The organism is Bartonella sp. TP (genome assembly GCF_030406085.1).
Lineage (GTDB): Bacteria > Pseudomonadota > Alphaproteobacteria > Rhizobiales > Rhizobiaceae > CALTWN01.
This window is the reverse complement of the sequence record NZ_CP129002.1, coordinates 242,198-268,265: the sequence shown is the minus strand read 5'-3', so window position 1 is coordinate 268,265 and position 26,068 is coordinate 242,198. Positions and strand designations below refer to the sequence as shown.

Here is a 26,068-nt window from a genome sequence, read left to right as displayed (position 1 = left end):
TATAGTTTGTCAAACCTTAATATTGACTAAAATCATCTGCTCTACCTTTCGGCGGGGTAGCAACAAGATAATTAGGCGATATTGGAGTGAAAAGTTGCTTTATATCTGCGCCCGCTAAGCGGTCATTTGTGCCAGTTACATCTAATATGTTCCATGGTCCAGATTGAGTAGCTTGTGGCGTGGCTTTATTTACCACAGTATAGCTAGTGTTAGCATCTATTTTTTCGCGCAATTCTTTTGTTAGTAGGTCTATTCCTTCTGCTGTAAAACCTATCATATTTTTTGTGCGCAACGGTATGGAATCATTGGGGCTAAGAAAATCGCGCCAGATGTCTATAAAATCGAAGCCATTTTCTAAACATAGTTGCTTGTAAATTTCATTATAATTTGCCACGGTTTCATCATGCTTTTGCAAATTAAATGGCGGTGCACTTACCCAGAGTATTTGTGCGCCGCTATTTTTTAATTGTTTAGCAAAATCCGTAGCTTTTTGTTTATATAGGGCTAGAAATTCTTGGCTGTTTGGCAATGTTCCATTTAATTCCTGTACATCATTTGAGCCTATGCATATTATTATAATATTCGGCTTTTCGTGCATTAACACCGCTGTTTGCGCACTTAGCGCATTTGCTTCTAAAAAACCAGTATTTGTGTGTGCAATATTGTTAATGGGTAAATCTTTTCTGTCTTGATAATAATTTGTTAAGAATTCGCCAATCCAATCTGCTACATAATCGCCAACTACAGCCATAGCTCTGAGCTGTATTGGCGCTGCATTTGTATTTGCGGGTAAAGCTACTAAATCTGCTATGGGATCTGTGCCATATGCGTATGCTGAAAGGCTCATTAAATTATAAACCATGAGTATAGTTAGTAATTTAACAAGCCAGCGTTTCATGTTTAGCCTATGTATTTATGTTATTTGCTAATAACGCTACAGCTAAGGCATATAGATTGGAGTTATTGTAAGCTTTTATTACATCAAAATTATGCATGGTTAAGAAGTAACGCGTTGGCTGTGTTCCAAGGATGGTCAGCGTGGCTAATTCTTGACCCTGCGGTAGTGGCTTATTGTTCTTTAATTTTATACCTAATTTTGCCCACTGTGTTAGGTTTTGCTTGTGGCCTTTTAGAGCTTTAATTTGCTCTAAATTATCGGCTGTGATCTCATAGAGCCAAGGCGCTTGTCTTTTCCAACCGTGTTTGGCAAGTAGATTTGCTGTTGTGGCTAGGGCATCGGGCACGCTATTTACTATGTCGCTTTTGCCATCTTTGTCCATATCTACTGCGTATAGCAGGTAACTGCTGGGTATAAATTGTGTATGTCCCATTGCGCCTGCCCATGAAGATTGTAAATTTTCTCGTGTAATGTAGCCGCGTTGGAGAATTTTTAATAAGGCTATTAATTGTTTTTGTGCGTAATTATTATAGTGACTTTTATAATAGGCGAGGGTAGCTAAAGCACGAACCGCGTCTTTCATAATTTTTTTATTTTGAAGCACAGCACCATAATCTGTTTCATTTGCCCAGATTGCTAAAACTATTGATTTATCTACCCCAAACCTATCTTCTATTTGTTGCAGAGTGCTGGCTAAATCTTGTTTTTCGCTTTTACCTTTTTGAATTTTCGCTTCGGTTATGCGAGTTTTTAAATATTGCTCGGGCGTGTTATGAAATTCTGGCTGTGTACGTATATATTTTAACATATCCGTGTAAGGAAGCGTGATACCGTGAAAAGCTCGATTATAGGTAGATATATCGATGTTATTTTCAATTGCGGTTTGACGAAACTGGGCTATAAAATTTATAAAATTCTGGTCTGTTTCAGTTGTTGGTGCTGCTAGTGCAATAGTAGTAGTTTCTATGGCTATTATTAATACTGCTATGATGAACTTATATACGAATTTTTTTATCATAATGCTTGCCGTTAAAATTATATTCTATTAGTTATAGCTTTTAAAATAGGATGATTTAAAGAATAAGCAAATAAAAATATATTGGAGAGATAGATGAATAAAATAAAAAAAGCTGTTTTTCCAGTGGCTGGGCTCGGGACACGCTTTTTACCAGCTACTAAAACAGTGCCGAAAGAAATGTTAACCGTAGTAGATAAGCCGGTTATTCAATATGTAATAGACGAAGCTCGCGACGCTGGCATTGAGCATTTTATTTTTGTTACTGGGCGAAATAAGGGGGTTATAGAGGATTATTTTGATGTTCAAGTAGAACTCTATACTGTACTAGAAAATAGAGGCAAGCATGAAGAATTGGAGCATTTACAAGATCTACAGCCATTACCTGGAACCACATCTTTTACCCGGCAACAACAACCATTAGGCCTTGGTCATGCTGTTTGGTGTGCTCGCGATTTGGTCGGCAATGAGCCTTTTGCTTTATTGTTGCCAGATATGGTTATGCAGGCTAATCATGGTTGTTTAAGTAAAATGGTAGAATTATATGAAGAATGTGGCGGCGGAAATATTGTAGCAGTAGAAAAATGCTCGCCAGCAGATGTCTCTAAATATGGTATTGTAGGTTGTGGAAAAAAGATAGCACATGGATTTGAAATTACAGAAATGGTTGAAAAACCTACGCCTGAAGCTGCGCCTTCTAATTTATTTATTAACGGTAGATATATTTTACAGCCGGATATATTTGACTTGCTTTCTCAGCAAGCACCTGGCGCTGGGGAAGAAATACAATTAACAGACGCTATGGTAAAGCTTTTGGGAAAGCAGGATTTTTATGGCTTTTGTTTCGAGGGTAAAACTTTTGATTGTGGATCGAAACTAGGGTTTTTAGCGGCGAATTTAGCTTTTGCCTTAGAGCGAGAAGATTTAAGTACGAATGTAAAGGAATTGCTTGCGGAGTTAGTTAAATAATATTACATTCTCTATACTGATTTGTTGCTGGGACAAAAGATGTAAGATATGGAAAATTGTGATATTATTGCTTCTGCATTGCAAAGTTTTGCAGCAGAAAAAGCTGGGCTTGAAAAATTGGAGCAGTTGTTTGGCCAGGAAACTGGTGATAGTAGCTTGTTAGCTGGTTTTTTGGAATCGGTTCAGGTAATAAGTAAATTAAAGGGTAGGGTAATAGTTACTGGCCTGGGCAAAAGTGGCCATATAGGTACTAAAATTGCTTCTACTTTGGCTTCTACGGGTACGCCTGCTTTTTTTGTTCATGCTGCAGAAGCGAACCATGGCGATTTAGGCATGATTAGCCAAAATGACGTTATATTGGCGCTATCATGGTCGGGAGAGACAGTTGAGCTTAGTGGTATTATTAAGCATGCGGCTAGGTTTAAGATCCCTTTGATTGCTATGACTGCTGGTGAGAATTCGGCGCTTAGTCGGCAAGCAAATATTTTATTACTATTGCCTAAACTAAAAGAAGCTTGCCCACATGGATTAGCGCCTACTACGTCAACCATGATGCAGTTAGCTGTGGGCGATGCATTGAGCGTGGCTCTGCTACAGACTCGAGGATTTAGTAGTTATGATTTTCACTTATATCATCCAGGTGGATCATTGGGTGCCCAACTAATTTCGGCTGCTGACATTATGCATAAGGGTAAAAATTTACCCCTGGTTTCGCTAGGAATGTTAATGCCAGAAGCTATGCAAATACTGTCTGCTAAACATTTTGGCTGTGTTATCGTTATAGATGAAGCGGGAAAGCTTAGGGGCATAATAACAGATGGCGATTTGGCTCGTAATATAAGACGGGACATTTCGCATCTTGCTGTAGAAGAGATTATGACAGTGCAGCCAAAAACCATTACTCCCGACACGCTACTTGCTACCGCAGCTTTGATCTTGCAGCAAACACAAGTTAGCGCTTTAGTGATTGTAGAGGAAGATAAGCCAGTTGGCTTATTACATTTTCATGATTTATTACGATTTAAGGTAATTTAGTCATAAAGATTGCTGTATTATCTCGCTTAGCATATTTATCGCTTCGTCGCTATCATTAAGGCACGGGATATGCGTAAAATCTGTGCCGCCATTATGTATAAAAACCTCTTTAATTTCTCTGCCAATTTCATCGATTGTTTCTAGACAATCGCTTATAAATCCAGGATTAAATATCGCAATTTTTCTTATACCCTGCTGGGCTAACCGCTGAGTGAGCTTATCCGTATAAGGTTGTAGCCATTCTTCTTTGCCAAAACGAGACTGAAAGCTAAGCAGTAATTTAGTGTCGCTGAGCCGCATATGTTCTCGTAAAGCTTTTATTGTAGCGCAGCATTCTTCATAATAGGGGTCTCCTTTGGCTACATAAGATTTTGGTATACCATGAAAAGAAGCGATAATAAGCTCGGGTTCAAATGCACAATGTTTTAAATGTGTATTGATAGAGTTTGCCAATGCTTGAATATAAGAAGGGTTGGTTGCGAAAGAGCGTATTGTAGTAACGGAAGGTACATTTCTTAATTTTAGCAGCGACCCAAAAAAATCATCATAAATAGACGCAGTTGTCGTAGCACTGTATTGTGGAAACAAGGGTAGTAGCAAAATATGTTTGCATCCATCCTGTGTAAGCTTTTGTATCATCGAAGCTATAGATGGATTGCCATAACGCATAGCAAAATATATCTTTATATTTTGCACGGGCAAATTGGGCATGGTTGCTATTTTACTGCTCAGTTTTTCGGTCTGCGCTTTGGTGTATAGCAATAGGGGCGACTGGTTGCTTTGCCTATGCCAAATACGTTTATAGTTCCTTCCGCTTGTTCTTGGGCGGGTATTTAGGATAATTCCATGAAGTATGGGTAGCCATAAAATAGGATTTAGCTCAACAATTCGCTTGTCAGATAAAAATTGTTTTAGATATTTTCTTACGCTAAAAAAGTCGTAACCATCAGGCGTTCCAAGATTTACTAATAAAATAGCTGTTGTTTCTGGTAGCATTTAATTGATTAATTAACGCGAAAAAGACTAAAAGCGGTAGCGCTAAGCGCTTCATCCATTGGCGCGCAATAAAGTGTGTTATTAAAATGCCGCAAGTTACAATTAACTTTAGAAACATTGCCTTTTACTAGACTTTTAACTTCGATATTTATACTATTGTCTTCTTCTATATTATAATTACCTTCGGCTAATTTTTCGTTTGTATCTGGTGTTCTTGTTTCAAATTTACCGTTACTAAAAGTCGATAGCATGCCAGCTTTATCCTGCCATTCTCCCATTAATACATCTTTTCTAGCATCTTCTATCTTGAGTTGACCACGATTTTGTGTCATGGTACAGGCACTTAATAGCATAAGTGGTAGTCCAAATTTTACAATTTTGCTTAAATGCATGTTTTTCTCCGGCGGCTTATCTTAATCTTTAAGCTTATTACATTTAAGCTTATTACACTAGATATGCTTAACATTTAATTTATCAATATTGCAACTTTTGGACCTAAGCTTACGTTTGCCTATTTTAAAACCTTCATGTTTAAAAGGACAGGTGTGCTGTGATTGGGTCAATATTAATTGCCAGTGAGGAATTTAATAAACGTATGCCGCTAGTGGAAGAGCTGCGGAGTCTAGGTTATCGGGTTATAGAAGCTGAAAATGGGTTAAGAGCCCTGGAGCTCGCCCGTAAACATAAAAATATAATGCTAGCCTTTATAGACATGACGTTTGTAGATATAGATTTGCAACTGCTCCTACGGGAGTTGCGCCTGTTGGTACGTACGGCGCCATTAGTTTTGCTATATGATGACAGGCATTTGAGCGATGAAACCTTAGCTCGTATTGAAGAGGGCATTGAGTCTGGATCTAATTATTTTATGCCATATAGCGCTATAAAATTGCGGATAAGGCTAGTAACAAGTTTACTGATATCGCATAGTTTTTTGGAGCAAGAAGTTTATTATGGATGGGGCGACGGCCCGCGCTTGCAGGATTTTGATTCTTTTGTGGTGCAAAGTGAAGCGATGAAGAACTGTATTTCGCAGGCCAGCAAACTTGCAGGAACAGAGCAGAATATATTTCTTATGGGTGAACACGGCACAGGGCGGCGAGACATAGCTTATGCTATTCATCACAATAGCTCATTTACTAACGGTGCGTTTGTTACAATTTATTGCGAACCTTATATCACAGAAGTTGGAATGTCTTCTGAGTTATGTGAAATTATTGCAAAAAAAACCAAAGCAGCTGCCAATGGTACTTTGTGTTTATTCAATGTTGATTACTTAAGCTCAGCAGATCAGGAATGTCTAATAGAACAATTGAAAATAGCCAAAGATAAAGGCAGTAATTTTCGGATCATAGCGGTCTCGGCAACCTCGCTGAGCGTGCTGGAAAGCGATGAAAAAAAATTTAAGGAGCTGATGAATTTTCTAAATCCTGCTACCCTATATGTCCCATCGTTACGGCAAAGGCGGGAGGATATAGAGGCCATTGCGAATCAGCTAACCTGGCGTTTTTCGTTGGAATTAGGTTTAGAGCAAAAAATTACTGGCCTTACTGGTGCTGCTAGTGAGTTGTTGAGTCAGCAAGATTGGGCTGGTAATTTAAGCGAATTAGAGCATAGCTTGTATCATGCTTTATTGTTAAGCGATGGGCCCTTATTGCGTTTAAAGGATTTTCCACAGCTGAGCGGTGCAGTTGTTCCACCAGCTGTAGAAGTTAGCAAACAGCAAACAGGGCAAAGATATGGGGATTATTTTCAAGAAGATGGCAATATTAAAACTATGCAAAATATTGAAGAAGAGGTAATAAAATTGGCTATAAGCCACTATAAGGGTAGCTTGAGTGAGGTAGCTAGGCGACTAAAAATTGGACGCTCTACTTTATACCGTAAAATAGAGAGTTGGGAAAATGATAAATTATAAATGCTTAATTCGTGCGACAATAATAAGCGCCTTTTTATCAAATAGCTCCATCGCTTTATTTGCTGCTGGGGCTGTACAATCTCATTCATTAAAGCTATATCATATACATACACATGAAAAAGCAGAGATAGTTTTTTGGAGCCATGGGCATTTTGATAAAGCTGGTCTAAAAAAACTAAATCATTTTTTGCGTGATTGGCGTAGTAATGAAGAGACTGTAATGAATCCTAAATTATTTAATTTAATATGGAAAATATACCGTCTAAGCGGTTCCAAAGATTATATCCATGTTGTTTCGGCTTATCGTACTGCTGCAACGAACAAGATGCTACGCAATCTTTCTAAATATAGCGGTGTTGCTAAGCATAGCCAACATATTTTAGGCAAGGCTATGGATATTTATTTGCCGGATATTGCCTTAGTTAAATTGCATAAAATAGCGTTAAAATTGCGCGGAGGTGGGGTTGGTTATTATCCACATTCTAAAATACCCTTTATACATGTAGATGTCGGCCCCATACGTAAATGGACATTGACATCTGTAGTGCCTAATCATAAAGCTGATAGACATGGACACTAATTTTTTATAGGAATAAGCGGTAATTGCTTGTATAATTACATATATAGATGTGGTTAATGCTAATAGTCGGTATAATTATTATTTTATGCGCCCTTGGCGTTTTTTTTGCGGCAGCGCTTAGCGAGCTTGTTTATAACAAATTTGCCAAGCGATCCCGTGGTGGGTTTAGCTATGCCTTTAACAAAGAAGATAGTGTAACTGAAATTGATAAAGCGCTACAGCAATTAGCAGAAAAGCATGGCGGGCTAGGATATAGCAAGAACGCCCTTGCGCTTATTAAAGAAAATGAAGCAGCTTTCGCTGCTCGGCTTTTAAGCGCTAGGATGGCAGGGCGTAGCCTGGACTTAATGTATTACATTTTTGAAGATGACAAAGTTGGTAAAATTTTGCTCTATGAGCTATTGCAGGCGGCTAATCGCGGTGTTCGTGTGCGTTTGTTAATTGATGATATTAATGTAGGCACGCGGGATCAAATATTTGTAGCGTTGGATAAGCATGAAAACATAGATATAAGGGTTTTTAATCCCTGCCGTGCCAGATCTTTTAGCATAAAACGCTTTTTAGAACTGGCGTTGCGCGCTCTTTCTTTAACTAGACGTATGCATAACAAGGCTTATATTGCAGATGGCCGCGTTGCTTTTGTTGGTGGCCGCAATATAGCTGATGCGTATTTTAGCGCTAGTCAAAATTCTACTTTTCGTGATTTAGATGTTATGTTGACAGGGCCTATTTTAAACGATGTTGAGCGGGTTTTTGACCTTTATTGGAATAGTCGTGTAGTATTGCCTATACGTAAATTAGCTCTATCCATAAAGGCACGTGATATTAAATACTGGGAAAATAAGTTGCGGTCTTATTGCGAAACGGAGCCTATTAAACAGTTTATTGACGAAATAGCTAAGATTCCGTTTAGCTATTTTTTACGTGCCGAGAAATATATATTTGCCGTGAAGCAGGTATGTATACTTGCCGATCCTCCTCAAAAAGCCTTGGGAGGAAAAAATAAAAATTGGCTTATGAATTTTCTTTTTCCTAGACTGCAAAGTGCGGCTTATGATTTGCAAGTTACGTCTCCTTATTTCGTGCCAGGCAAAATTGGTTCAGAGCAACTAAAAAATTTAGCAAAACGAGGGGTGCAGGTTAGAGTGCTTACCAATTCTTTGGCTACGACTGATGTTCCGATAGCTTATGGGGGTTACATTCATTATCGCAAGGATCTCTTAAAGGCTGGCGTTAACTTATATGAGCTGATGCCGCCGCCAGTTTTACAAACAAGGAATGCTCAAGAGGGTCAAGATATAAAGCATTACAAATTGCGGTTGTTAGCTAGAAATAGGGCTAGTTTGCATACAAAGGCTTTTTTGATAGATGAAGCGCAAGCTTTTGTAGGGTCGTTTAATTTTGATATGCGTTCTGTATCTTTGAACACTGAGATGGGCGTGTTTTTTGAATGTCCAAAATTAGCTATGCATATGAATCTGTTATTTTGTGAAGAAACGACTAATGAAATGAGCTATGCTTTGGGCCTAAATAAGGCAGGTAAGATCTTTTGGTCTTTTACAGAAAATAAAGTAAAAAAAACCCTATACAACGCTCCAAAAACTACGCGTAAATTGCAATTTTATGTAAAATTACTTAGCTTGTTGCCTATCAAAGCGCAATTATAAGTTAAAGCCTTGTTTGTGCTTTTTAATGTGCTAATATTACATGCCTAATTAACTTATTATAGGGATTTAATCATGGCAAAAATTATTGAAACGCCTACGGGCAATTTAGCCTTAACTTTTGATGATGTATTGCTGGTGCCGGGTTATTCGAAGCTGCTTCCTAGCGAAGTTGATTTGCGTACTAGAATAACTAAAAATGTATATCTTAACCTTCCAATTATTTCTGCTGCTATGGATACCGTTACAGAAGCGCCAATGGCCATAGCAATGGCTCAAGCTGGAGGGCTGGGCATAATACATAGAAACATGTCGGCAGCAGAGCAAGCAGAGCAGGTAAGGCGGGTAAAGAAATTTGAAGCAGGTATGGTGCTAAATCCTATAACTATAGAAGAACAAGCTAGCGTGCAACAAGCCATAGCCACAATGAGCCGATATAATATTTCTGCCATGCCAGTAATTCGCGGCGACGGCAGTGGTGTTTTGGTAGGCATACTTACCAATCGCGATATACGATTTGCCGACACAAATGGACGTAATGTTGCAGATTTGATGACTTTCGAGAATTTGATAACAGTTTCTGAGACTGTAAGCCAGCAAGAAGCACGCAAGCTATTGCATCAGCATCGTATAGAAAGGCTAATCGTAGTAGATGATAAATACCGTTGCATTGGTTTGATAACAGTAAAAGATATTGAAAAATCTATATTAAATCCTGGGGCAGCAAAAGATGCTAAAGGGCGCTTGCTTGTGGGCGCGGCCAGTACAGTAGGTCCAGCTGGTATTGCTAGGGCGGAAATGTTATGCGACAGTGGCGTAGATGTTTTGGTTATAGATACAGCACATGGACATTCGCAAAAAGTATTAGATACTGTTAGTTATATAAAAAAACACATGCCGGGCACAGACATAATTGCTGGTAACGTTGCCATGGCCGAGGCGGCCAAAGCCCTTATAGATTGCGGGGCTGATTGTGTTAAGGTGGGTATCGGCCCGGGCTCTATTTGCACAACGCGGATTGTAGCCGGGGTTGGTGTACCGCAGCTCAGTGCTATTATGGGCGTTGTGGAGGTGGCTCAGAAACACAATGTCTCGGTAATCGCCGATGGCGGCATTAAATTCTCGGGCGATATGGCCAAGGCTATAGCTGCTGGAGCTTCTGCGGCTATGATTGGCTCTTTATTGGCGGGATGCACCGAGAGCCCTGGAGAGGTTTATACCTATCAGGGGCGGCCATTTAAATCTTATCGGGGAATGGGGTCAATCGGGGCTATGGTAAACGGCTCAGCAGACCGCTATTTTCAATCTACTACCCAAGAAGCCCACAAATTGGTGCCAGAAGGGGTAGAGGGGCAAGTAGCTTATAAAGGTGACGTAAGCGCAATTTTACGGCAGCTAGAAGGTGGCCTGCGAGCTGCTATGGGCTATGTAGGCGCCGAGACGGTAGCGCAGATGCATATGGCTCAGTTTGTACGAATTACAAACGCTGGCTTAAGCGAGAGCCATACCCACAATGTGGCTATTACCAAGGAGGCGCCAAATTATTATAATCTTGCCTAGTCTTGATGATTGTTAAGAAGGAGCAACACATTTTGTTATAAAAAAGGACTGGGAATTCATTTCCCAATCCTCTGATATGCTTTAACCTAGAGCCACTTAGCGCTTGCCGCCCTTGCGGCCTGCTTCGGCGGCACGCCCGCGGTCGTTAGCGAAATTGCCAGGGTTGGATTTCTTGTTACTACGAGCGGACATGGAATCTGTGCTGCTTTTCGTGCTTGATGTTTTTTCATTTTTAACAGTCATTCTCTTTTCTCCTTCTTTATATTTGCTGGGCTTGGCCAGTGCAATAATAACGAAACAGTCAATAATTGGTTCCTGTACTCTGAAAACCCCTTATGGTCTTACATTAAAAATTTGCGCTATAAGCATATTTTGTAACATATGGTGTGAAAATAATTGAGCTGGAATTGCTTAAATCGATACAATTGAGAATTGAAAGAAAGAGGTAGACATGAAGATAGGCGGTTTGGCTAAGGCAGCAGTTGATATTTTAAATGATTTTTCGGTAAATGAGAGGCCAATAGCACATTTATTGAAAAAATGGGCGTTAACTCATAGGTACGCTGGTTCAAGTGACAGACATAGTATTTCTAACATAATATATGACGCCTTGCGATTGCGCGGCGCGGCGCATGCTTTGCTGCAAACCGAGGAGTGGCCAGCTGTGGTGCTTTATGTTATTTTGCTACAGCAGCCTACATTATTGGTGGAAGAACTTGCCGCAGCATTAAGGCAAGATAAATATGCATCAAATCTTTTGGAGTATTTACCAAATTCTTCTATTATCTCTACGAATATCGAATCTTATGTAAAATCTAGTATGCCAATTTGGTTGCGGCCTTATTTTTCTCGAAGCTTCGAAGATAATTATATTAATGAAATGACCGCATTTCTAAAGCGACCGCCTATAGATATACGTGTGAATTTATTAAAAGCTAGCCCGGGGCAAGTGCTAAATTTTTTGCGCAATGAAAATATGCAAGTAACTTATGCCATGCAAGGTGTGCCATTTATAGAGCAAGCGTTGCGGTTGTTGGCTATGCAGCGAATGGAAAAAAAGCTTAATTTGGAAAAGACCAAAGCTTTTGCTCAAGGATATTTTGAAATTCAGGACTTAGGTTCACAGCTTTTAGCTAAGCTTGTTGATGCTAAGCCAGAGATGCAGATTTTAGATTATTGTGCTGGTGCGGGTGGAAAAGCGCTAGCTTTATCTATAGATATGAAAAATAAAGGGCAAATTTATGTACATGACATAGATAAGCAGCGTTTGTCTGATTTGCCCACACGTATGCAGCGGGCTGGTGCAAAGAACATAAAACTTGCTATGCACCCGGCAGTTTTGGAATCTTTATTGGGTCTTATGGACATAGTTGTGGTAGATGCACCTTGTAGTGGGAGTGGAACGTGGCGCCGCGCTCCGGATCGAAAATGGCTTTTTACCCCTGTTGAACTTTTTGATGTGATAAAAAAACAAACTGCAATTTTAAATAAGGCTGCAAAATATGTAAAGCCAGGTGGATATTTATATTATATGACTTGTTCTATATTTGTTGAAGAAAATGACGAGCAAATAGAACATTTTCTGCATCAACATCCTAATTTTACGTTTCGGAATATATCTTCATTTTCCATTCCCTGCTATAATACCGCTCATGGTATATTACTATCCCCCCACAAAACTGGCTCGGATGGATTCTATATTTCTGCACTTAAAAGGATGCTATAGCGCCATAAATATGTTAAAGTTTATTGGAAGTTATAATTTGGGAATATTATTATGGCAAATAACCTAACAGAAGCAGTCTTAATCATAGATTTTGGCTCGCAGGTAACGCAATTAATAGCTAGAAGAGTAAGGGAATGTGGTATTTATAGTGAAATTGTGCCTTTCGCTAAAATTGATGCTAGCCTATGCGCTGAAAAATATCAGGCGATAATTTTATCCGGCAGTCACCATTCTGTTTTAGAAAAAGATGCGCCTTATTTACCGCAAGATATTTTTACTAAGAATTTGCCGATATTAGGTATATGTTATGGTCAACAGCTTATGTGCAAGCAACTGGGCGGAGCGGTTGAAGCTAATCACAAGCGTGAATTTGGGCGAGCCTTTATAGAAATTGTAGAGGATAGCTTGCTATTTGATAATATAGGGAAAAAAGGCGATCAATGTGAAGTATGGATGAGCCATGGTGATCGTGTGGTGTGTTTGCCAGCGTCTTTTTCTGTTATAGCTCATTCTGGTGGAGCGCCTTTTGCTGCTATTGCTGATGCAGAGCGCAGGTTTTATGGGGTGCAATTTCATCCAGAGGTCGTTCATACTAAATGCGGAGCTAAACTTATCGAGAATTTTTTATATAAGATAGCTGGGTTAAAAGGTGGTTGGACCATGGCTGCGTATAAAGAGGAGTCTGTTAAACAGATAAAGCAGCAAGTAGGGGATGCAAAAGTTATCTGTGGGCTTTCTGGTGGCGTAGATTCAGCAGTGACGGCTGCACTAATACATAGAGCTATCGGGACACAATTGACATGTATTTTTGTAGATCATGGGTTGCTGCGCAAAGGCGAAGCTGAGCAAATTATCAAGCTGTTTACTCAAGAATATAATATAAAGCTAGTACATGTTGAGGCCAGCAAACAGTTTTTGCAAGCTTTAACTGGTATTGTTGAGCCAGAAGAAAAGCGTAAAATTATTGGCAGATTGTTTGTAGAAATTTTTGAAGCAGAGGCCAAAAAATTAGGTGGTGCCAAATTTTTAGCGCAGGGCACGTTATATCCAGATGTTATAGAGAGCGTTTCTTTAAGCGGTAGCGAGGCCGTTACCATTAAAAGCCATCATAATGTTGGAGGCTTGCCGGAGCAAATGAATTTATTGCTGCTTGAGCCGTTACGTGCATTATTTAAAGATGAGGTTCGTGTTTTAGGCGCTGAGTTAAATTTGCCTTTGGCCTTTCTTGAGCGTCACCCATTTCCTGGACCAGGATTGGCAGTAAGATGCCCTGGAGCGATTACGCCAGAAAAGTTGGCTATCTTGCGTGATGCAGATGCGATTTATTTAGAAGAGTTAAAAAATTCTGATTTATATAATAAAATATGGCAAGCTTTTGCTGTACTTTTACCGGTAAAAACCGTTGGAGTTATGGGCGACGGTCGCTCATATGAATATGTTTGTGCCTTGCGGGCAGTGACGTCTGTAGATGGGATGACGGCAGATTTTTACCCTTTTGATATGAAGTTTTTAGCGCAGATTGCTACCCGGATAATTAACGAAGTTCCTGGCATAAACAGAGTAGTATATGATGTTACCTCAAAGCCGCCTGGCACCATAGAGTGGGAATAATGTAACTATTAATTTTGCTAATGTGTTTTTAGAACTTTGATTAGGCTTATAATATAGGCTGGTATTATAAGAGAACATGGTAATGCGCATAATACAACAATCGTCTGTATAGCCATAAAATTACCAGCAAAAAATAGGCCAATGGAAACTATACAAGTTAAAAAGCACCAAAATATTCTTAACCATATCGGGGAATTTGCTGAATCTTCTTCTGTAATATTCCTGTTTTGCAACAAGGCCAAGTCAGAGATCATTAAGCACCCAGAATCAACTGGTGCAAAAAATAAAATAAAGCTTACTACAGTAGCAATTCCTATCATAAGTTTTGCTAGTGGTAGATATTTTAAAAAATCATACATTGCCATTTCAGGATGGGCTAATATTTGTGTCCCTAATCCTGTTGCGTTCTGTATTATAATTAAATAAAGCGTGCTGTTACCAAAAATACATAGCCATGCTAGGGTAAAAATTAGGGGAATAATAAGTACGCCGCAAATTAACTCTCTTATAGTTCGCCCTTTTGAAATTTTTGCTATAAACATGCCAACGAAGGGCGCCCAAGAAACCCACCATGCCCAGTAGAAAATGGTCCATAAGCCACGCCACGCTAGTGCTTTTTGATATAAATATAGATTAAAGCTTAGATGTATGAAGTTATTTATATAGTCTCCTATATTCTGCACCATGGAATCCAGCAAATGGGCTGTATGACCGATTAATAGCACATATAATAGTAGCGCACATAAAGCGTATATATTGAATTTAGAGATTATGGCTATGCCTTTATCTATACCCATGGCTGCTACTGCCGCTGCGCAAGCAGACATAACAATAAGCAATATCGTTAAATTTAATAAATTGTCTTGCAGATTAAATAACTCTATTAGGCCCGCTTTGCATACCAAAGCGCCGATACCCAAATTGGTGACCATTGCTGTGATAGTTGCTATTATGGTAAAACAATCTGTAAGGTTACCTATGCTGCCGTTAGTTAGTTTTTCGCCAAAGAGGATATATAGTGGGGCGCGCATTTCCAGTCTATAGTTTTTTACATAAGCGAAATAGCTAATGACTACCCCTACTAAGGCATAAATAGACCAACCGTGTAGTCCCCAATGCAAAAAGGTAAGTACCATTGCATATTGAGCTGCTTCTGCCGTTTGGGCTGGGCCGGTAGGTGGGTGGTAAAAATGCTCTACTGGTTCATAACATCCATAATATAGCATGGCTATTCCTATGCCAGCGGAGAATAGCATAAAAATCCAGGACATATAGCTATGCTCTGGAAGCTCTTCTTTTGGTCCCAATTTAATGTTGCCATAAGGTGATATTGCTAGCCATAGGGTAAAAATAAGGCAGCTGGATAATAAAGCCATATAGTACCAACTGAAAGCATAAGCCATAAAGGATTGGATTTTTTCTAGCCAAACACTGCTGGCGCTAGGTGCGACAATTGTTAAGGTCGCTAAGACAAGAATGCTTAATGAAGAAACAGCGAATACAAATTTATTTAGCTTATAATCGTGTGCAGTTTTAATATCCATAGTTGATTGTTTAGCCTATAGCTGTTTTTTTGTCAAATAATAGCCATAACCTAGCCCTAATAAAGCTGAAACAAAAGAACCTAGTAATACACCAAGTTTTGCTGTTTGTATGGCACCATCTTCAGAAAAACTTAATAAAATAGTGAATAAAGCCATTGTGAAGCCAATACCAGCTAACAAACTAATAAATATTATTTGTTTGGAGTTTATAGTTGCAGGCATGTGGCAAATTTTTAAGCTTGTTCCAATTTTGGTAGCTAAGAATATGCCAATCGGTTTCCCTATACATAATCCTAAAATTATTCCCAGCAAAATATGGATGTTGGGTGAGCTAATAATATTTGCTGCATGTAATGTTACTGCGCCATTGGCTAGAGCAAATGCTGGCATAATAAAATAATTTACAGCGGGAGATAAAAATTTTTCTAATTTTTTTGTTTCTTTTTGGGCATTTGCCTGTATAGGGGATAATAATCCTATAATAACACCGCTTAGAGTAGGATGTATACCTGCCTTGTACAAGCCGAACCATATGACTGGAAACCCTAGCGCTAAAAATATTAGCTTATATTTTTTTATCGGAGCTAGTGCTAAAACTGCTAATGCTATAGCTGTAAGCAATAGAGCTAAAAAATTGAATTTTGGTGTGTAGAATACGGCAATAATTAAAATCGCCAAAATGTCGTCTATTATAGCTATAGAAAGCAATATAATACGTAAATCGCGGGAAAAATGCCTGGCTAAAAGTGAAAATACTCCAATGGCAAAAGCTATGTCTGTTGCGGTAGGTATAGCCCAGCCATGCATCGTATTTATATTTTGATTAAAAGCCAAATAAATTAAAGCTGGGGCGATAACTCCCCCACAAGCAGCAATGATAGGTAATAGTGCATGTTTTTTATCAGCTAGTGCACCGTGTTGAGCTTCAAATTTTATCTCCAATCCAACTTGTAGAAAAAATAAACTCATTAAAATTTCATTTATTAAAAAATGCCCATTGATAGCTGTGCCGAATAATTGTGCAAAATTATGCTCAAATAACTGTTGATGTAAGTGCATGTAGGGGCTATTTGCTATTATTAAAGCTACGACAGCTGTTAAGCATAGCAGTCCGCCATAAAAAGACTCGCTATGTATTATCCGCAAGAGGCGGGAAGAATCAGGTTGTTTTTGCAATGATTTGTACCTTTTAAAAACTGTTGGCTTATAATAGTTTATTTTTTACTTGCAGGTCTAGATTGTTTATTAAGTAAGATGGATTTTTATGTAAATTATTAAACAAATCTCCTAAGTTTATATTCGCTGATTCTTTTGCTTTAATCCATAAATCCACCTTTTGCGGCTTTTCTGCCAGCTGAATTAAGAATTGTGATATGTGTAGCGCTGCGTCTTTGTCTTCTATGAATAAGGGTGGGCTTTTTTCTATAAAACTGTACACCAAATCCTTGATTTCTTCATAAGGTAACTCTGATGCTTGACTGAGCGAAGTTATTAAAGCCGGAATTATCCCTTTGTCTATATAGGATATATAGGCATTTTTAAATCTTACATCATTGATTTTATTGGGATCTCCATCGGATGTAAATAGTGCTTTATTTACATTTTTAAATTCAAAAATACTGTGCAAGCTGCATAGATTGCTTGCTGAAAAATTCATTGGGTTTACCGTAAAGCTGGAATTTTTCTCGTTATAATCAAAGTTTAGTTTACCCGATATGGTTATTGGTTGAGCAGCTTTTTTTGTTGGCAAAATGACTAATCTATCAAAAGATGCAAACAATTGCCTAGGTATCAAGCTTTCCCATTGTTTTGGTTGTAATGCAGCTTGGCTTAGGTTAAGCGTAATATTTGGAAGAGCTATTGCTAAGCCTTGTAGGCCCACGCTGGCTTGTGTAAGGCTGTTTGCTATAATTTCGCTGGCTTTGAAAATATCTTGTTTATTTCTTTCATGAGCGAGCTGTATCAATAGCTGTTTAAAGCTTGTTGGGAAAGCCTTTAAATATAATGGGCCGCTGTAAAAATCTTGCAGGTGTAATCTATATGCCGTTTGTTTAAGGTTTAAATTTGCAAATGTGCTATTGCGTAGCTTCAGATTTTGCCATAAGTAATTGGCAGGGTTATTTATAGATGCCTGGCCATGGTATAGCTTTAAGAGATAATCTAGATTAAGCTTATTGCTTTCTAGATAATTCGCACTTGCTAGCAGAGAAGTGTCATTGGAGATTATAATTGTTCGTAAATTATATAGTTTTAGTTTTTCTACAAGCCCATGTCTTAAGCTGTGAATCTCAAGCGAGCTAAAGCTTATTGGTTTGGCTGTTTCTTCTGTTGTTAAATAAACTCTGCCGCCACTAAGCAAAATAGAGCCTATATTATACTTATAAAGGAGCTTAGCTGCTGAGCCCAATTGCGCTAACAATGAGGTTTCTATATTATTATGATTATGAGCAATATTATTGACGCGGATCGAGTCTAAATGTATTTTTACCTTATCATTAGTAAAATCTAACTGCTTTGCCTTTGCATATCCTGGAAGGATTGAAAAATTTGGTCTTATGATTAATTCGGCGATTTTCAATGTAGAGCCATTTTTTAAATTGGTTCTTACATCGGTTAAATGTATAGCTCCAGTTAGTGTTATGGTTTGGCTTGTAAATTTTATGCCATATTGTTGAGCTTTTTGGGTTATATAGTTATTTATTAACGGAGCTGCTATCAATCTTATTAGGGTGTTAGCCGCATATACTAAAAGCAAAATACATATTGTAATAATTAATAATGTTTTTAGTTTATCGCGTGAGATATAGCTCATAATGGGACATTATATATTTATTATTCTATATGAGCAATGTTTTTCTTAAGCTAAAGAATGATTTGCGAAATAACAAAAAGCTGTTATAATTTGGTAGTTAAGAAAGTTGATTTGTGGAATATGGTATGGAGCATAATAATTTTATAGATGAGGTTAATGAAGAGCTGAAACTTGACCGCATGAGTGATTTTGGCCGTAAATTTGCATTGCCTATTTTAATTTCCTTGGTTAGTTTATTATTCTTAGTTGGCGCCTGGCGTATTTACGTTTATGTAAAAGAACAAAGGATAGAAAAACTCGGGGATTCATTTAGCGAGGCCTTGGAAATTGCAGACAGGGGGCAATCTGCGCTGGCTTTAGGGAAGCTAACAGAGATTGAGGCTAGTAGGATAGGAAATTATCCTGATTTAGCCAGGCTATCAAAGGCCAATTTGCTTAAAAAAAATGGTTCTGTTGTGCAGGCTAAGCAACAATTGCTTTTTGTGATGCAGGATCAGGCCGCTCCAATTTTGTTAAAAAATATTGCCCGCCTTAAGCTTTCTTATTTATTTGCCGATGAAGGTGATGTGGATGCTGTGACTAAAAATGTAGAGCCTTTTTTAAATGACCAAAGTTCATTTCAATTATTGGCTTGGGAGGCGCTAGGATTGGCTTATGTTAAGCAGAATAAAAGCAAGCAAGCGGAAATTTATTTTCATAAGATCTTAGATCATGACAAGACTTCTAGCGGTGTGGCGCAAAGAGCCAGACTTATGCTAGATGTTTTAGCTACATAATAATTGAAGCAGAATAATGGGATTAAAATTAGCTATTGTAGGGCGTCCTAATGTAGGTAAATCTACGCTTTTTAACAAGCTTATTGGTAGGAAATTAGCTATTGTAGATGACCAACCTGGTGTTACGCGCGATAGGCGTATACATCAGGGTAAGTTACATGATTTGTCATTTGAGGTTATAGATACCGCTGGCTTGGAAGAGGGCGACGCTGTAACTTTGCCTGGTAAAATGCGCATGCAAACCAAATATGCGGTAGATGAGGCTGACATAATTTTGTTCGTTTTTGATGCCCGCCAGGGCATAATACCTTTAGATTTAACTTTTGCTTCTTTGTTACGTAAATCTGGCAAGCCGATTATTTTAGTAGCTAATAAAGCTGAATCACAGCAGGCGGATACAGGGGTACACGAAGCTTGGCAGTTAGGATTTGGCTCTCCCTGTGCTATATCAGCAGAGCACGGGTTAGGGTTTGCTAATTTACGCGATATGGTTGTAGAACAAGCTGCGCAGCTTGGGCTTGAATTGGACAGTAAGATTGAGCCGAAGCAGAGTGATGCTGTGCGTATAGCTATAGTGGGCAGGCCAAATGTTGGTAAGTCGACTTTTATAAATTCTTTGTTAGGTGAAGAAAGGTTGCTTACTGGCGAGCAAGCTGGGGTTACTCGTGATTCAATATCGATAAACTGGGATTGGCGTGGCCATCAATTAGAAATATTTGATACCGCTGGATTGCGTCGTCGTGCGCGGGTTGAAGAAAAATTAGAAAAATTGTCGGTAGCAGATACCTTAAAATCAATAAGATTCGCACATGTGGTTGTAATAATGTTTGATGCTACGGCTGCTTTTGAAAAGCAAGATTTGCATATTGTGGATTTAGTTATTAAAGAGGGTCGCGTTCCCGTAATTGCTTTTAATAAATGGGATTTAGTCGAAGAGCCGCAAAAAATTTTAAATAAATTATACGAAAAACTTGCGGCTTCCTTACCGCAGGTAAAAGGATTGCGTGCTGTGCCCGTTTGTGCTTTTCAGGCACGTGGTATAGATAAATTGTTAGAAAATGCGATAGAAGTCTATAATATATGGAATAAACGCATTGCTACGGGGCCGCTTAATCGTTGGCTAGAATCTGTTTTAGTACGACATGCGGCGCCATTGGTTAAAGGACGTAGACTCAAGATTAAATATATTACGCAAGTTAAGGCCCGCCCTCCGAGTTTTGTTTTATATTGCTCAAGAGAAGATGGTTTGCCAGATTCTTATCTTCGTTATATAACAAATTCTCTACGTGAGCAATTTGCTCTTTGGGGCGTGCCAATTCGTATTGCTGTGCGATCCAGTGTTAATCCATATATAAATAAATAATTTAACTATAAATTAAAGTTCATAGCTTATTAACTATAACTACAGATTTAGTTTATAGATAGGATTAAGGCATGCATAATCTTAAAGCAGTGGCTATGCCGGGTATTGTGAAAGCAAAAAACGATCCGGTTAATACAAAAAAAACAGTGGCTATAAGTAGTCGTGTATATATGAGTCCGCAAGGACGTTTTTATTATGCAGAGGCAGTTTTTCTTAGTAGCGTCAAGCCTCATTACTTTTCTGTATTATGGCTTGCGCTAATATTTACTATTTTTCCTATATACTTATAATTTATATTACTATGAAAATGAATTCCGATGACAGTGATTTAGAATTACGCCGTAAGAAATTTGAACACGACCTGAGTGATGAGCAAACTCGCTTGGGGCGGGAGGCTCCTGGTAAAGAATATTTCAGAACTTTAGCTAAAACCCCGTTAGAGAAGGAATTAGAGAAAAAAGAAAATTCTATGGGGAAAGTCAGTGAATATATCAGAATATCCAGTGAGTTTTTTTCTGCTATAATTGTGGGTATAGCATTAGGTTATGCTAGTGACAAATTGCTAGGTACCAACCCGTGGGGATTAATAGTTTTTGTGCTCTTAGGGTTTTGTGCTGGTGTATTAAATTTGCTGCGCTATACAAATGATGCTAAAAAAAATAAATAATAACCCATTAATTTTTTGTTAATCTCATTTAGCTTATTGAAATATTGTTTAACACCTGCTAAAGATGATCAAAAAGATTATATGCTTATTGTTTCAAAGAGGTAGATGTGACATCGCACGCTTTAAATCCAATACATCAGTTTGAGATACACCGCTTAGTAGATATACATGCGGGCAAAATAGATTTATCCTTTACTAATGTATCCTTATTCATGTTTGTTACAGTTGCAATTGCAGGGTTGTTTTTGTGGTTGGCATCTTCCTCTCGCCGTTTAATACCAACTAGAGCTCAATCAGTTGCAGAGCTTAGCTATGAATTTGTAGCCGCAACTTTGCGTGATGCGACCAATATGCAAGGCATGCAGTTTTTTCCCTTTGTTTTTTCTTTGTTTATGTTTATCTTAGTAGCTAATTTTGTTGGCATGTTTCCCTATTTTTATACGATTACTTCGCAGATAATTATTACTTTTGTTTTGGCTCTGTTGGTTATTCTTGTAGTTATGATTTATGGTTTTTGGAAACATGGATATAAATTTTTACATCTTTTTGTACCTAAAGGCGTGCCAGTTATTATCATGCCATTGGTCACGTTGATAGAGGTTATTTCATTTGTTTCTAGACCTATAAGTTTGTCTGTTCGTTTATTTGCCAATATGCTTGCTGGGCATATTACCTTAAAAGTTTTTGCTGGGTTTGCTGCAACTTTGGTGGGGCTTGGCGCTGCTGGTGTGGGTGGGGCGCTGGCGCCTTTGGCGATGACGGTTGCTTTAACAGGACTAGAGGTACTGGTGGCTTTTTTACAAGCATATGTTTTTATGGTTTTGACATGTATGTATTTGAATGATGCAATACATCCTAGTCACTAATAGTAAATGGCAAATTCGCCATTTACTATAAATTAGTTAATACGCTATTCGAAATAAAGGAGAATAATATGGAATTAGCACTTGCAGCAAAATATATCGGCGCTGGTTTAGCTTGCTTTGGTATGGCTGGAACAGCTCTTGGTTTAGGTAACATTTTTGGCAGCTATTTAAAGGGAGCTCTACGTAATCCTTCTGCGGCAGATAGTCAATTTGGCCGTCTTGTATTTGGCTTTGCTGTTACCGAAGCTTTGGGAATCTTTTCTTTGCTAATAGCTTTGTTATTATTATTTGCTGTTTAGCAATTGCATTTGAAATATGAGCTGCCTTAATTTATATTTAAGTTGGCTCATATTACTATAATATAACTTTAAAGGGTGGTGCATGCTTGTATCTATCGCTTATGCAGCTACTAAAGCTACAGAAACTACGTTAACTAGTGTGGCTAATGGCACAACTCATGCTAGGCATGGTTTTCCGCCTTTTGACCATACATATTTTTTCTCACAAATATTTTGGTTGGCTATTTCTTTTGGCTTGTTTTATTTATTTATCTCTCGTGTAATTGTACCTAATATGGGGCGGGTATTAGAAACTAGACATGACCGTATAGCTTCTGACCTAGATAATGCTGTGCGCTTGAAGAGTGAAGCTGAAGGGATAAAAAAAGAATATGAGAAAGAGTTACAGGATGCCAGGGCTAAGTTTCGGGAAGTTTTGAACGAGGCAACTAAAACTACCAAAATAAAGATAGAGCAAGAAACTAAAGAAAATGATTCGATAATAGCTCAAAAAATAGCTGAATCCACCGAGCAGCTTAATCAGGTTAAACAAAAAGCTTTATCTTCTGTAGATGCTATGGCAAAGGATCTGGTGCCGCTTATGCTAAAGCGGCTTATCAATGAAGATGTCTCTATTGAGCAAATAGAAAATTTACTGCCTAACAAATTGCGAGCTAAACAATGACAGAGCATAGTAATTTAATAATTGGTACCGATGCTTTTTGGGCTCTTGTTGCCTTAATAATTTTTTTAATTATATTGTGCTTTTTAAAAGTACCCAGTATAATTACGGCTAAATTAGACAAGCGTGCGCAAGATATTGCAGCAGAATTGAATGAGGCCAGGCGATTAAAAGAAGAGGCACAGCAGTTACTTTCTGAATATCAGCAACAACGACAAGATGCTGAGCTCAAAGCCAAAGAAATTGTTGCTGCAGCCAAGCGAGAAGCTAAGCAGATTAGTAGCGATATGCGTCAGGCTAGTCAAAAATATTTGGCCCAAAGAACTAAGCTAGCTGAAGAAAAAATAAGTTTAGCTGAAGAAGAAGCGCTAAAGGAAGTTAAGCAAAAAGCTATAGACATTTCAGCGAATCTATCCAAGAATTTTCTAAGCAACGTTATGACAGAAAAAAAACGTCAAGAATTGTTTGATGCTGGATTAGAGGAACTCAAACAGAGCAGTCAATTAGTTTAATAAACCAAGTTGGAAAGCTTTTGCGTATTGAAATAGCAGCCAAGTTTGCTTGATATTGCGTTTCAAAAACTCCAACTATAGTAGCGCCAGAGCCAGACATAGTTGTAAATATTGCCCCGGTTTCTTCAACTTTCTTATGTATTTCTACAATGTTTGGTTTAAATTTTATAGCGCTTGGATATAGATCGTTTCTAGTTTGTGTTAAATAATTTAATAAATCTGATAAAGTAGCAAATTGATATTGTTTATCTAGATTTTTATTATTTTTATTATTTAAATTGTCAAATATGCTTTTTGTGCTTAAAGGCTCTAGATCATTAACTAGCAATAAGAAAAAATTTGGCATATGCTCTATAATAGCTAGCTTATCGCCTAGCCCAGACATATAAAGTGCTTTTTTGTGCAATAAATAATGTAAGCAGGCGGGGACATCTGCGCTTAATTCAGCTGCAAGCTTAAAAAGCTTTGCTTCGGTTAGCTTTAAATTCCATAGATTATTTAGCAATATCAGAGTGACGGCGGCGTCTCCTGATCCGCCTCCTAATCCAGATGCTACAGGTAATTCTTTTTGTAAATTAATGGCTACGGGGACGCAATTAGCGTTTTGACTTGTTGCCAAATTTCGCAGCTTATCGCGCGCCTTTAAAATTAAGTTGCTGTTTTCATTATTTAGCTGCGTGGCAAAGGGGCCTGTAATATGAAAAGCATCCTCTTTTGCCTCTTCTATACTTATTTTATCGCCGCAAAGGGAAAATACAACAAGGCTTTCTAATTCATGGTAGTTATTTTCTAATAATCCTATTACATGTAAGGCTAGATTAATTTTTATTGGCGTGTACAGGGTGTTTTGTTTAGTGTTACAAACCAAGGCGTGTCCACAGCGTATTCTCGGTAATTTTATTACGCAATAAACTTGTTATTTCTGATAAAATTTGTAAATTTAAATTACGGCCTAAAAAATTCTTAGGGGGGGTAATTAATTTCAAGCAAGCAGCTTCGCCGTAACGTTGTTTGATAATCGTAGAAACTTCTCCTATGCCGTCAATCAGCCCTAATTCTTGTGCTTTTGTACCTGTCCAAAATAGGCCAGTAAATAACTCATCATTTTCGACAAGTTTATTGCCGCGGCGTTTGCGAACTAGATCAATGAAATGTTGGTGCACCTCTAGCTGCAATGTTTTTAAATAGGATACATCTGACTCTTGCTCGGGTAAAAATGGATCCAAGCTCACTTTATTTTTTCCAGCTTTATATATGCGGCGTTCTACGCCAAGCTTTTTAATCAAGTCTACAAAGCCAAAAGATGCAGATACAACTCCTATGGAGCCAATTATTGAGCACTCATCTGCATAAATTTCGTCGCCAGCGCAGGCTATCATATAGCCCCCAGAAGCAGCAGCGTCTTCAACAAACATTAAAATGGTTTTTTTCTTTTCTTCGGCCAGTCGGCGTAATCGTTTAAATATCAAATGTGATTGTACTGGAGAACCGCCTGGTGAATTTATCAATATTACCACACACGAACTGTTGTTATAAGAAAAAGCTTTTTCTATCATAGTGGCACATTTTTCTAGCGACAGATTAGTTGATAAGGGGCTTTTATTTGCAGCTATAACGCCATATAGGCGAATTGCTGGTATTTCTATGCGTTTACTTCTAAACTTGCTTGGTATGATTTTTTTAATAACATTCAACATTAATTACGCCTTATCTATGAATGTGTGGAATGATAATTGATTCTAGTTAAAATGCAATAGCTTTATATATCATAAATTGAGCACAAGCCGTTGCTTATATTATTCATTTCTGCAGTAATTTGTGACTTATTCATAGGATATTTTCTGTATCGTATGCTTAGCGCTGGCCGTATAACAAGCGGTGTAGCTAATCCTTTTGTGGCGATAATTAAGATGCGTATGGCTGGTAGTCCACTAAATGGATGTATGGGTATAATTTCTATAGCGCCATAGCGTTTATCCATAGCCTTTAGGATGCTGGCTAAAGATTCAGGTTTAGCTATTATAGCAAGGCGCCCCTTTGCTTTTAAACAAGCGGCCGCGGCTATAAGCCATTTCTCAAATAAATTAGTTGTTTGGACATGAGCATGGGCCTTTAAATTATATAGGCTAGCCTGGCTGTTTTGCTGGTTGAATGGTGGGTTCATAATAACAAAATCAAAATTATTGTCAGTCAGGCCAGCAGAGTTGCGGGTAGCGCCTGCAGCATTCAAATCTAGATTTATTAATTTTATGCGCTCTGCTAAATGTTTGTTTTTTGGATAATTTATTGTTTGTATTGCATAATAAATCATCTCGGGAGCGTTTTCGACTAAAGTGACATAAGCCAATCTTAAGCGAGCAATGACAGCTAGCCCCGCGCCTCCACATCCGCTGCCAAAATCTGCTACTTTTCCTGTGAAATTTTTTGGAACACAGCTTGCTAATAAAAGCGCGTCCATTCCTACTCGGTGGGCAGTTTTTTTAGGCTGAATTAAATAAAACTTACCGCGAAAAAAGGCATCTATAGTGCTTTCGGAATTTATTATAGTTTTACTATAATTATTGGCTGAGGGCATATTTAATTATTTTTATAAAAA

Annotated in this window: 27 protein-coding genes; 16 read left to right on the top strand and 11 right to left on the bottom strand. The window is 38.2% G+C overall.

The genetic code is table 11. From position 1 onward, the window contains the following. Positions 1–16: 16 nt before the first annotated feature. Together QVL57_RS01345 and QVL57_RS01340 are read right to left on the bottom strand one after the other, a co-directional pair. Positions 17–898, bottom strand: coding sequence for a GDSL-type esterase/lipase family protein (locus QVL57_RS01345; protein WP_290076875.1), 882 nt, complete (start codon positions 896–898; stop codon positions 17–19). A gap of 7 nt (positions 899–905) precedes the next feature. Next, on the bottom strand, positions 906–1,916 hold the full coding sequence (locus QVL57_RS01340; protein ID WP_290076874.1) for a lytic murein transglycosylase: 1,011 nt from the start codon (positions 1,914–1,916) through the stop codon (positions 906–908). A 93-nt stretch (positions 1,917–2,009) separates the two neighbouring features. Between QVL57_RS01340 and galU the strand changes: the two genes are divergently transcribed. Both galU and QVL57_RS01330 read left to right on the top strand, forming a co-directional pair. After that, a complete protein-coding gene (gene galU / locus QVL57_RS01335; RefSeq protein ID WP_290076872.1) occupies positions 2,010–2,882 on the top strand; it encodes a UTP--glucose-1-phosphate uridylyltransferase GalU in 873 nt (290 codons plus the stop codon). 48 nt (positions 2,883–2,930) lie between these two features. Continuing rightward, positions 2,931–3,917, top strand: coding sequence for a KpsF/GutQ family sugar-phosphate isomerase (locus QVL57_RS01330; protein ID WP_290076871.1), 987 nt, complete (start codon positions 2,931–2,933; stop codon positions 3,915–3,917). Here the strand turns inward: QVL57_RS01330 and hemH are convergent, their stop codons facing one another. Beyond that, positions 3,918–4,913: a ferrochelatase gene (hemH, locus tag QVL57_RS01325; protein WP_290076868.1), complete on the bottom strand. Its 996-nt coding sequence runs from the start codon at positions 4,911–4,913 to the stop codon at positions 3,918–3,920. A gap of 8 nt (positions 4,914–4,921) precedes the next feature. Next, positions 4,922–5,245 (bottom strand): hypothetical protein, encoded by a 324-nt coding sequence (locus QVL57_RS01320; RefSeq protein ID WP_290076866.1) that lies wholly within the window; start codon positions 5,243–5,245, stop codon positions 4,922–4,924. A gap of 218 nt (positions 5,246–5,463) precedes the next feature. Between QVL57_RS01320 and QVL57_RS01315 the strand changes: the two genes are divergently transcribed. The 4 genes from QVL57_RS01315 (at position 5,464) to guaB (ending at position 10,635) form a co-directional block, all read left to right on the top strand. Continuing rightward, entirely contained in the window at positions 5,464–6,831 is a 1,368-nt protein-coding gene (locus tag QVL57_RS01315) for a sigma 54-interacting transcriptional regulator (RefSeq protein ID WP_290076865.1), read from the top strand. Further along, on the top strand, positions 6,818–7,411 hold the full coding sequence (locus tag QVL57_RS01310) for a DUF882 domain-containing protein (RefSeq protein WP_354669855.1): 594 nt from the start codon (positions 6,818–6,820) through the stop codon (positions 7,409–7,411). Before QVL57_RS01315 ends, QVL57_RS01310 begins: the two co-directional genes overlap by 14 nt. A 56-nt stretch (positions 7,412–7,467) precedes the next feature. Then, a complete protein-coding gene (locus tag QVL57_RS01305; RefSeq protein ID WP_290076864.1) occupies positions 7,468–9,078 on the top strand; it encodes a phospholipase D family protein in 1,611 nt (536 codons plus the stop codon). A 72-nt stretch (positions 9,079–9,150) separates the two neighbouring features. After that, positions 9,151–10,635, top strand: coding sequence for an IMP dehydrogenase (gene guaB / locus QVL57_RS01300; RefSeq protein ID WP_290076862.1), 1,485 nt, complete (start codon positions 9,151–9,153; stop codon positions 10,633–10,635). Between the two features lie 96 nt (positions 10,636–10,731). On the opposite strand, the gene QVL57_RS01295 is transcribed toward guaB, so the two are convergent. Beyond that, positions 10,732–10,878 (bottom strand): KGG domain-containing protein, encoded by a 147-nt coding sequence (locus tag QVL57_RS01295; protein WP_290076861.1) that lies wholly within the window; start codon positions 10,876–10,878, stop codon positions 10,732–10,734. Positions 10,879–11,086: 208 nt separating this feature from the next. Between QVL57_RS01295 and QVL57_RS01290 the strand changes: the two genes are divergently transcribed. Further along, positions 11,087–12,361, top strand: a complete 1,275-nt coding sequence (locus tag QVL57_RS01290) for an RsmB/NOP family class I SAM-dependent RNA methyltransferase (protein ID WP_290076859.1) — start codon at positions 11,087–11,089, stop codon at positions 12,359–12,361. 51 nt (positions 12,362–12,412) lie between these two features. Further along, the gene (guaA, locus tag QVL57_RS01285) at positions 12,413–13,972 is read left to right on the top strand and encodes a glutamine-hydrolyzing GMP synthase (protein ID WP_290076857.1); all 1,560 of its coding nucleotides are present in this window, start codon (positions 12,413–12,415) and stop codon (positions 13,970–13,972) included. 17 nt (positions 13,973–13,989) lie between these two features. Here the strand turns inward: guaA and QVL57_RS01280 are convergent, their stop codons facing one another. From QVL57_RS01280 to QVL57_RS01270, 3 genes are read right to left on the bottom strand one after another with little or no spacing between them, the layout of a single operon-like run. Then, positions 13,990–15,516, bottom strand: coding sequence for a BCCT family transporter (locus tag QVL57_RS01280; RefSeq protein ID WP_290076855.1), 1,527 nt, complete (start codon positions 15,514–15,516; stop codon positions 13,990–13,992). Positions 15,517–15,531: 15 nt separating this feature from the next. After that, the gene (gene nhaA, locus QVL57_RS01275) at positions 15,532–16,692 is read right to left on the bottom strand and encodes a Na+/H+ antiporter NhaA (RefSeq protein WP_290076853.1); all 1,161 of its coding nucleotides are present in this window, start codon (positions 16,690–16,692) and stop codon (positions 15,532–15,534) included. Positions 16,693–16,720: 28 nt separating this feature from the next. After that, the gene (locus QVL57_RS01270) at positions 16,721–18,328 is read right to left on the bottom strand and encodes a hypothetical protein (RefSeq protein WP_290076851.1); all 1,608 of its coding nucleotides are present in this window, start codon (positions 18,326–18,328) and stop codon (positions 16,721–16,723) included. A 125-nt stretch (positions 18,329–18,453) separates the two neighbouring features. On the opposite strand from QVL57_RS01270, the gene QVL57_RS01265 reads away from it, so the two are divergent. From QVL57_RS01265 to QVL57_RS01230, 8 genes are all read left to right on the top strand, one after another. Beyond that, entirely contained in the window at positions 18,454–19,104 is a 651-nt protein-coding gene (locus tag QVL57_RS01265) for a tetratricopeptide repeat protein (protein WP_290076850.1), read from the top strand. Between the two features lie 16 nt (positions 19,105–19,120). Beyond that, a complete protein-coding gene (der, locus tag QVL57_RS01260) occupies positions 19,121–20,467 on the top strand; it encodes a ribosome biogenesis GTPase Der (RefSeq protein WP_290076848.1) in 1,347 nt (448 codons plus the stop codon). A gap of 71 nt (positions 20,468–20,538) precedes the next feature. After that, positions 20,539–20,757 carry a hypothetical protein gene (locus tag QVL57_RS01255; RefSeq protein WP_290076846.1) on the top strand — a complete coding sequence of 73 codons (219 nt, stop codon included), beginning with the start codon at positions 20,539–20,541 and terminating at the stop codon, positions 20,755–20,757. Positions 20,758–20,768: 11 nt separating this feature from the next. Continuing rightward, a complete protein-coding gene (locus QVL57_RS01250) occupies positions 20,769–21,134 on the top strand; it encodes an AtpZ/AtpI family protein (protein WP_290076844.1) in 366 nt (121 codons plus the stop codon). A gap of 107 nt (positions 21,135–21,241) precedes the next feature. Next, positions 21,242–22,000 (top strand): F0F1 ATP synthase subunit A, encoded by a 759-nt coding sequence (locus tag QVL57_RS01245; protein WP_290076842.1) that lies wholly within the window; start codon positions 21,242–21,244, stop codon positions 21,998–22,000. Positions 22,001–22,068: 68 nt separating this feature from the next. Then, complete coding sequence (locus tag QVL57_RS01240; protein WP_290076840.1) at positions 22,069–22,299, top strand: F0F1 ATP synthase subunit C; 231 nt, start codon at positions 22,069–22,071, stop codon at positions 22,297–22,299. 82 nt (positions 22,300–22,381) lie between these two features. Beyond that, on the top strand, positions 22,382–22,963 hold the full coding sequence (locus tag QVL57_RS01235; protein ID WP_290076838.1) for an ATP F0F1 synthase subunit B: 582 nt from the start codon (positions 22,382–22,384) through the stop codon (positions 22,961–22,963). Beyond that, complete coding sequence (locus tag QVL57_RS01230; protein WP_290076836.1) at positions 22,960–23,472, top strand: ATP F0F1 synthase subunit B; 513 nt, start codon at positions 22,960–22,962, stop codon at positions 23,470–23,472. The genes QVL57_RS01235 and QVL57_RS01230 overlap by 4 nt, the downstream gene beginning before the upstream one ends. On the opposite strand, the gene QVL57_RS01225 is transcribed toward QVL57_RS01230, so the two are convergent. The 3 genes from QVL57_RS01225 to QVL57_RS01215 all read right to left on the bottom strand — a co-directional run bounded on the left by QVL57_RS01225 (position 23,447) and on the right by QVL57_RS01215 (position 26,047). Continuing rightward, complete coding sequence (locus tag QVL57_RS01225) at positions 23,447–24,340, bottom strand: 4-(cytidine 5'-diphospho)-2-C-methyl-D-erythritol kinase (RefSeq protein ID WP_290076835.1); 894 nt, start codon at positions 24,338–24,340, stop codon at positions 23,447–23,449. The two genes, QVL57_RS01230 and QVL57_RS01225, sit on opposite strands and share 26 nt — an antisense overlap. Next, positions 24,330–25,169 carry a S49 family peptidase gene (locus tag QVL57_RS01220; protein ID WP_290076834.1) on the bottom strand — a complete coding sequence of 280 codons (840 nt, stop codon included), beginning with the start codon at positions 25,167–25,169 and terminating at the stop codon, positions 24,330–24,332. Before QVL57_RS01220 ends, QVL57_RS01225 begins: the two co-directional genes overlap by 11 nt. 62 nt (positions 25,170–25,231) lie before the next feature. Continuing rightward, complete coding sequence (locus tag QVL57_RS01215) at positions 25,232–26,047, bottom strand: methyltransferase (RefSeq protein ID WP_290076832.1); 816 nt, start codon at positions 26,045–26,047, stop codon at positions 25,232–25,234. Between the last annotated feature and the right edge of the window lie 21 nt (positions 26,048–26,068).

What these genes read in the sequence shown, in the direction of transcription:
- QVL57_RS01215 (WP_290076832.1), bottom strand. Translation starts at nt 26,047, where the DNA reads ATGCCCTCAGCCAATAATTATAGTAAAACTATAATAAATTCCGAAAGC.
- QVL57_RS01230 (WP_290076836.1), top strand. Translation starts at nt 22,960, where the DNA reads ATGACAGAGCATAGTAATTTAATAATTGGTACCGATGCTTTTTGGGCT.
- QVL57_RS01250 (WP_290076844.1), top strand. Translation starts at nt 20,769, where the DNA reads ATGAAAATGAATTCCGATGACAGTGATTTAGAATTACGCCGTAAGAAA.
- QVL57_RS01345 (WP_290076875.1), bottom strand. Translation starts at nt 898, where the DNA reads ATGAAACGCTGGCTTGTTAAATTACTAACTATACTCATGGTTTATAAT.
- guaA (WP_290076857.1), top strand. Translation starts at nt 12,413, where the DNA reads ATGGCAAATAACCTAACAGAAGCAGTCTTAATCATAGATTTTGGCTCG.
- QVL57_RS01290 (WP_290076859.1), top strand. Translation starts at nt 11,087, where the DNA reads ATGAAGATAGGCGGTTTGGCTAAGGCAGCAGTTGATATTTTAAATGAT.
- QVL57_RS01320 (WP_290076866.1), bottom strand. Translation starts at nt 5,245, where the DNA reads ATGACACAAAATCGTGGTCAACTCAAGATAGAAGATGCTAGAAAAGAT.
- QVL57_RS01265 (WP_290076850.1), top strand. Translation starts at nt 18,454, where the DNA reads ATGGAGCATAATAATTTTATAGATGAGGTTAATGAAGAGCTGAAACTT.
- QVL57_RS01220 (WP_290076834.1), bottom strand. Translation starts at nt 25,169, where the DNA reads ATGTTGAATGTTATTAAAAAAATCATACCAAGCAAGTTTAGAAGTAAA.
- QVL57_RS01270 (WP_290076851.1), bottom strand. Translation starts at nt 18,328, where the DNA reads ATGAGCTATATCTCACGCGATAAACTAAAAACATTATTAATTATTACA.
- hemH (WP_290076868.1), bottom strand. Translation starts at nt 4,913, where the DNA reads ATGCTACCAGAAACAACAGCTATTTTATTAGTAAATCTTGGAACGCCT.
- galU (WP_290076872.1), top strand. Translation starts at nt 2,010, where the DNA reads ATGAATAAAATAAAAAAAGCTGTTTTTCCAGTGGCTGGGCTCGGGACA.
- QVL57_RS01235 (WP_290076838.1), top strand. Translation starts at nt 22,382, where the DNA reads ATGCTTGTATCTATCGCTTATGCAGCTACTAAAGCTACAGAAACTACG.
- QVL57_RS01255 (WP_290076846.1), top strand. Translation starts at nt 20,539, where the DNA reads ATGCATAATCTTAAAGCAGTGGCTATGCCGGGTATTGTGAAAGCAAAA.
- QVL57_RS01330 (WP_290076871.1), top strand. Translation starts at nt 2,931, where the DNA reads ATGGAAAATTGTGATATTATTGCTTCTGCATTGCAAAGTTTTGCAGCA.
- guaB (WP_290076862.1), top strand. Translation starts at nt 9,151, where the DNA reads ATGGCAAAAATTATTGAAACGCCTACGGGCAATTTAGCCTTAACTTTT.
- QVL57_RS01280 (WP_290076855.1), bottom strand. Translation starts at nt 15,516, where the DNA reads ATGGATATTAAAACTGCACACGATTATAAGCTAAATAAATTTGTATTC.
- QVL57_RS01310 (WP_354669855.1), top strand. Translation starts at nt 6,818, where the DNA reads ATGATAAATTATAAATGCTTAATTCGTGCGACAATAATAAGCGCCTTT.
- QVL57_RS01240 (WP_290076840.1), top strand. Translation starts at nt 22,069, where the DNA reads ATGGAATTAGCACTTGCAGCAAAATATATCGGCGCTGGTTTAGCTTGC.
- QVL57_RS01295 (WP_290076861.1), bottom strand. Translation starts at nt 10,878, where the DNA reads ATGACTGTTAAAAATGAAAAAACATCAAGCACGAAAAGCAGCACAGAT.
- der (WP_290076848.1), top strand. Translation starts at nt 19,121, where the DNA reads ATGGGATTAAAATTAGCTATTGTAGGGCGTCCTAATGTAGGTAAATCT.
- QVL57_RS01305 (WP_290076864.1), top strand. Translation starts at nt 7,468, where the DNA reads ATGCTAATAGTCGGTATAATTATTATTTTATGCGCCCTTGGCGTTTTT.
- QVL57_RS01340 (WP_290076874.1), bottom strand. Translation starts at nt 1,916, where the DNA reads ATGATAAAAAAATTCGTATATAAGTTCATCATAGCAGTATTAATAATA.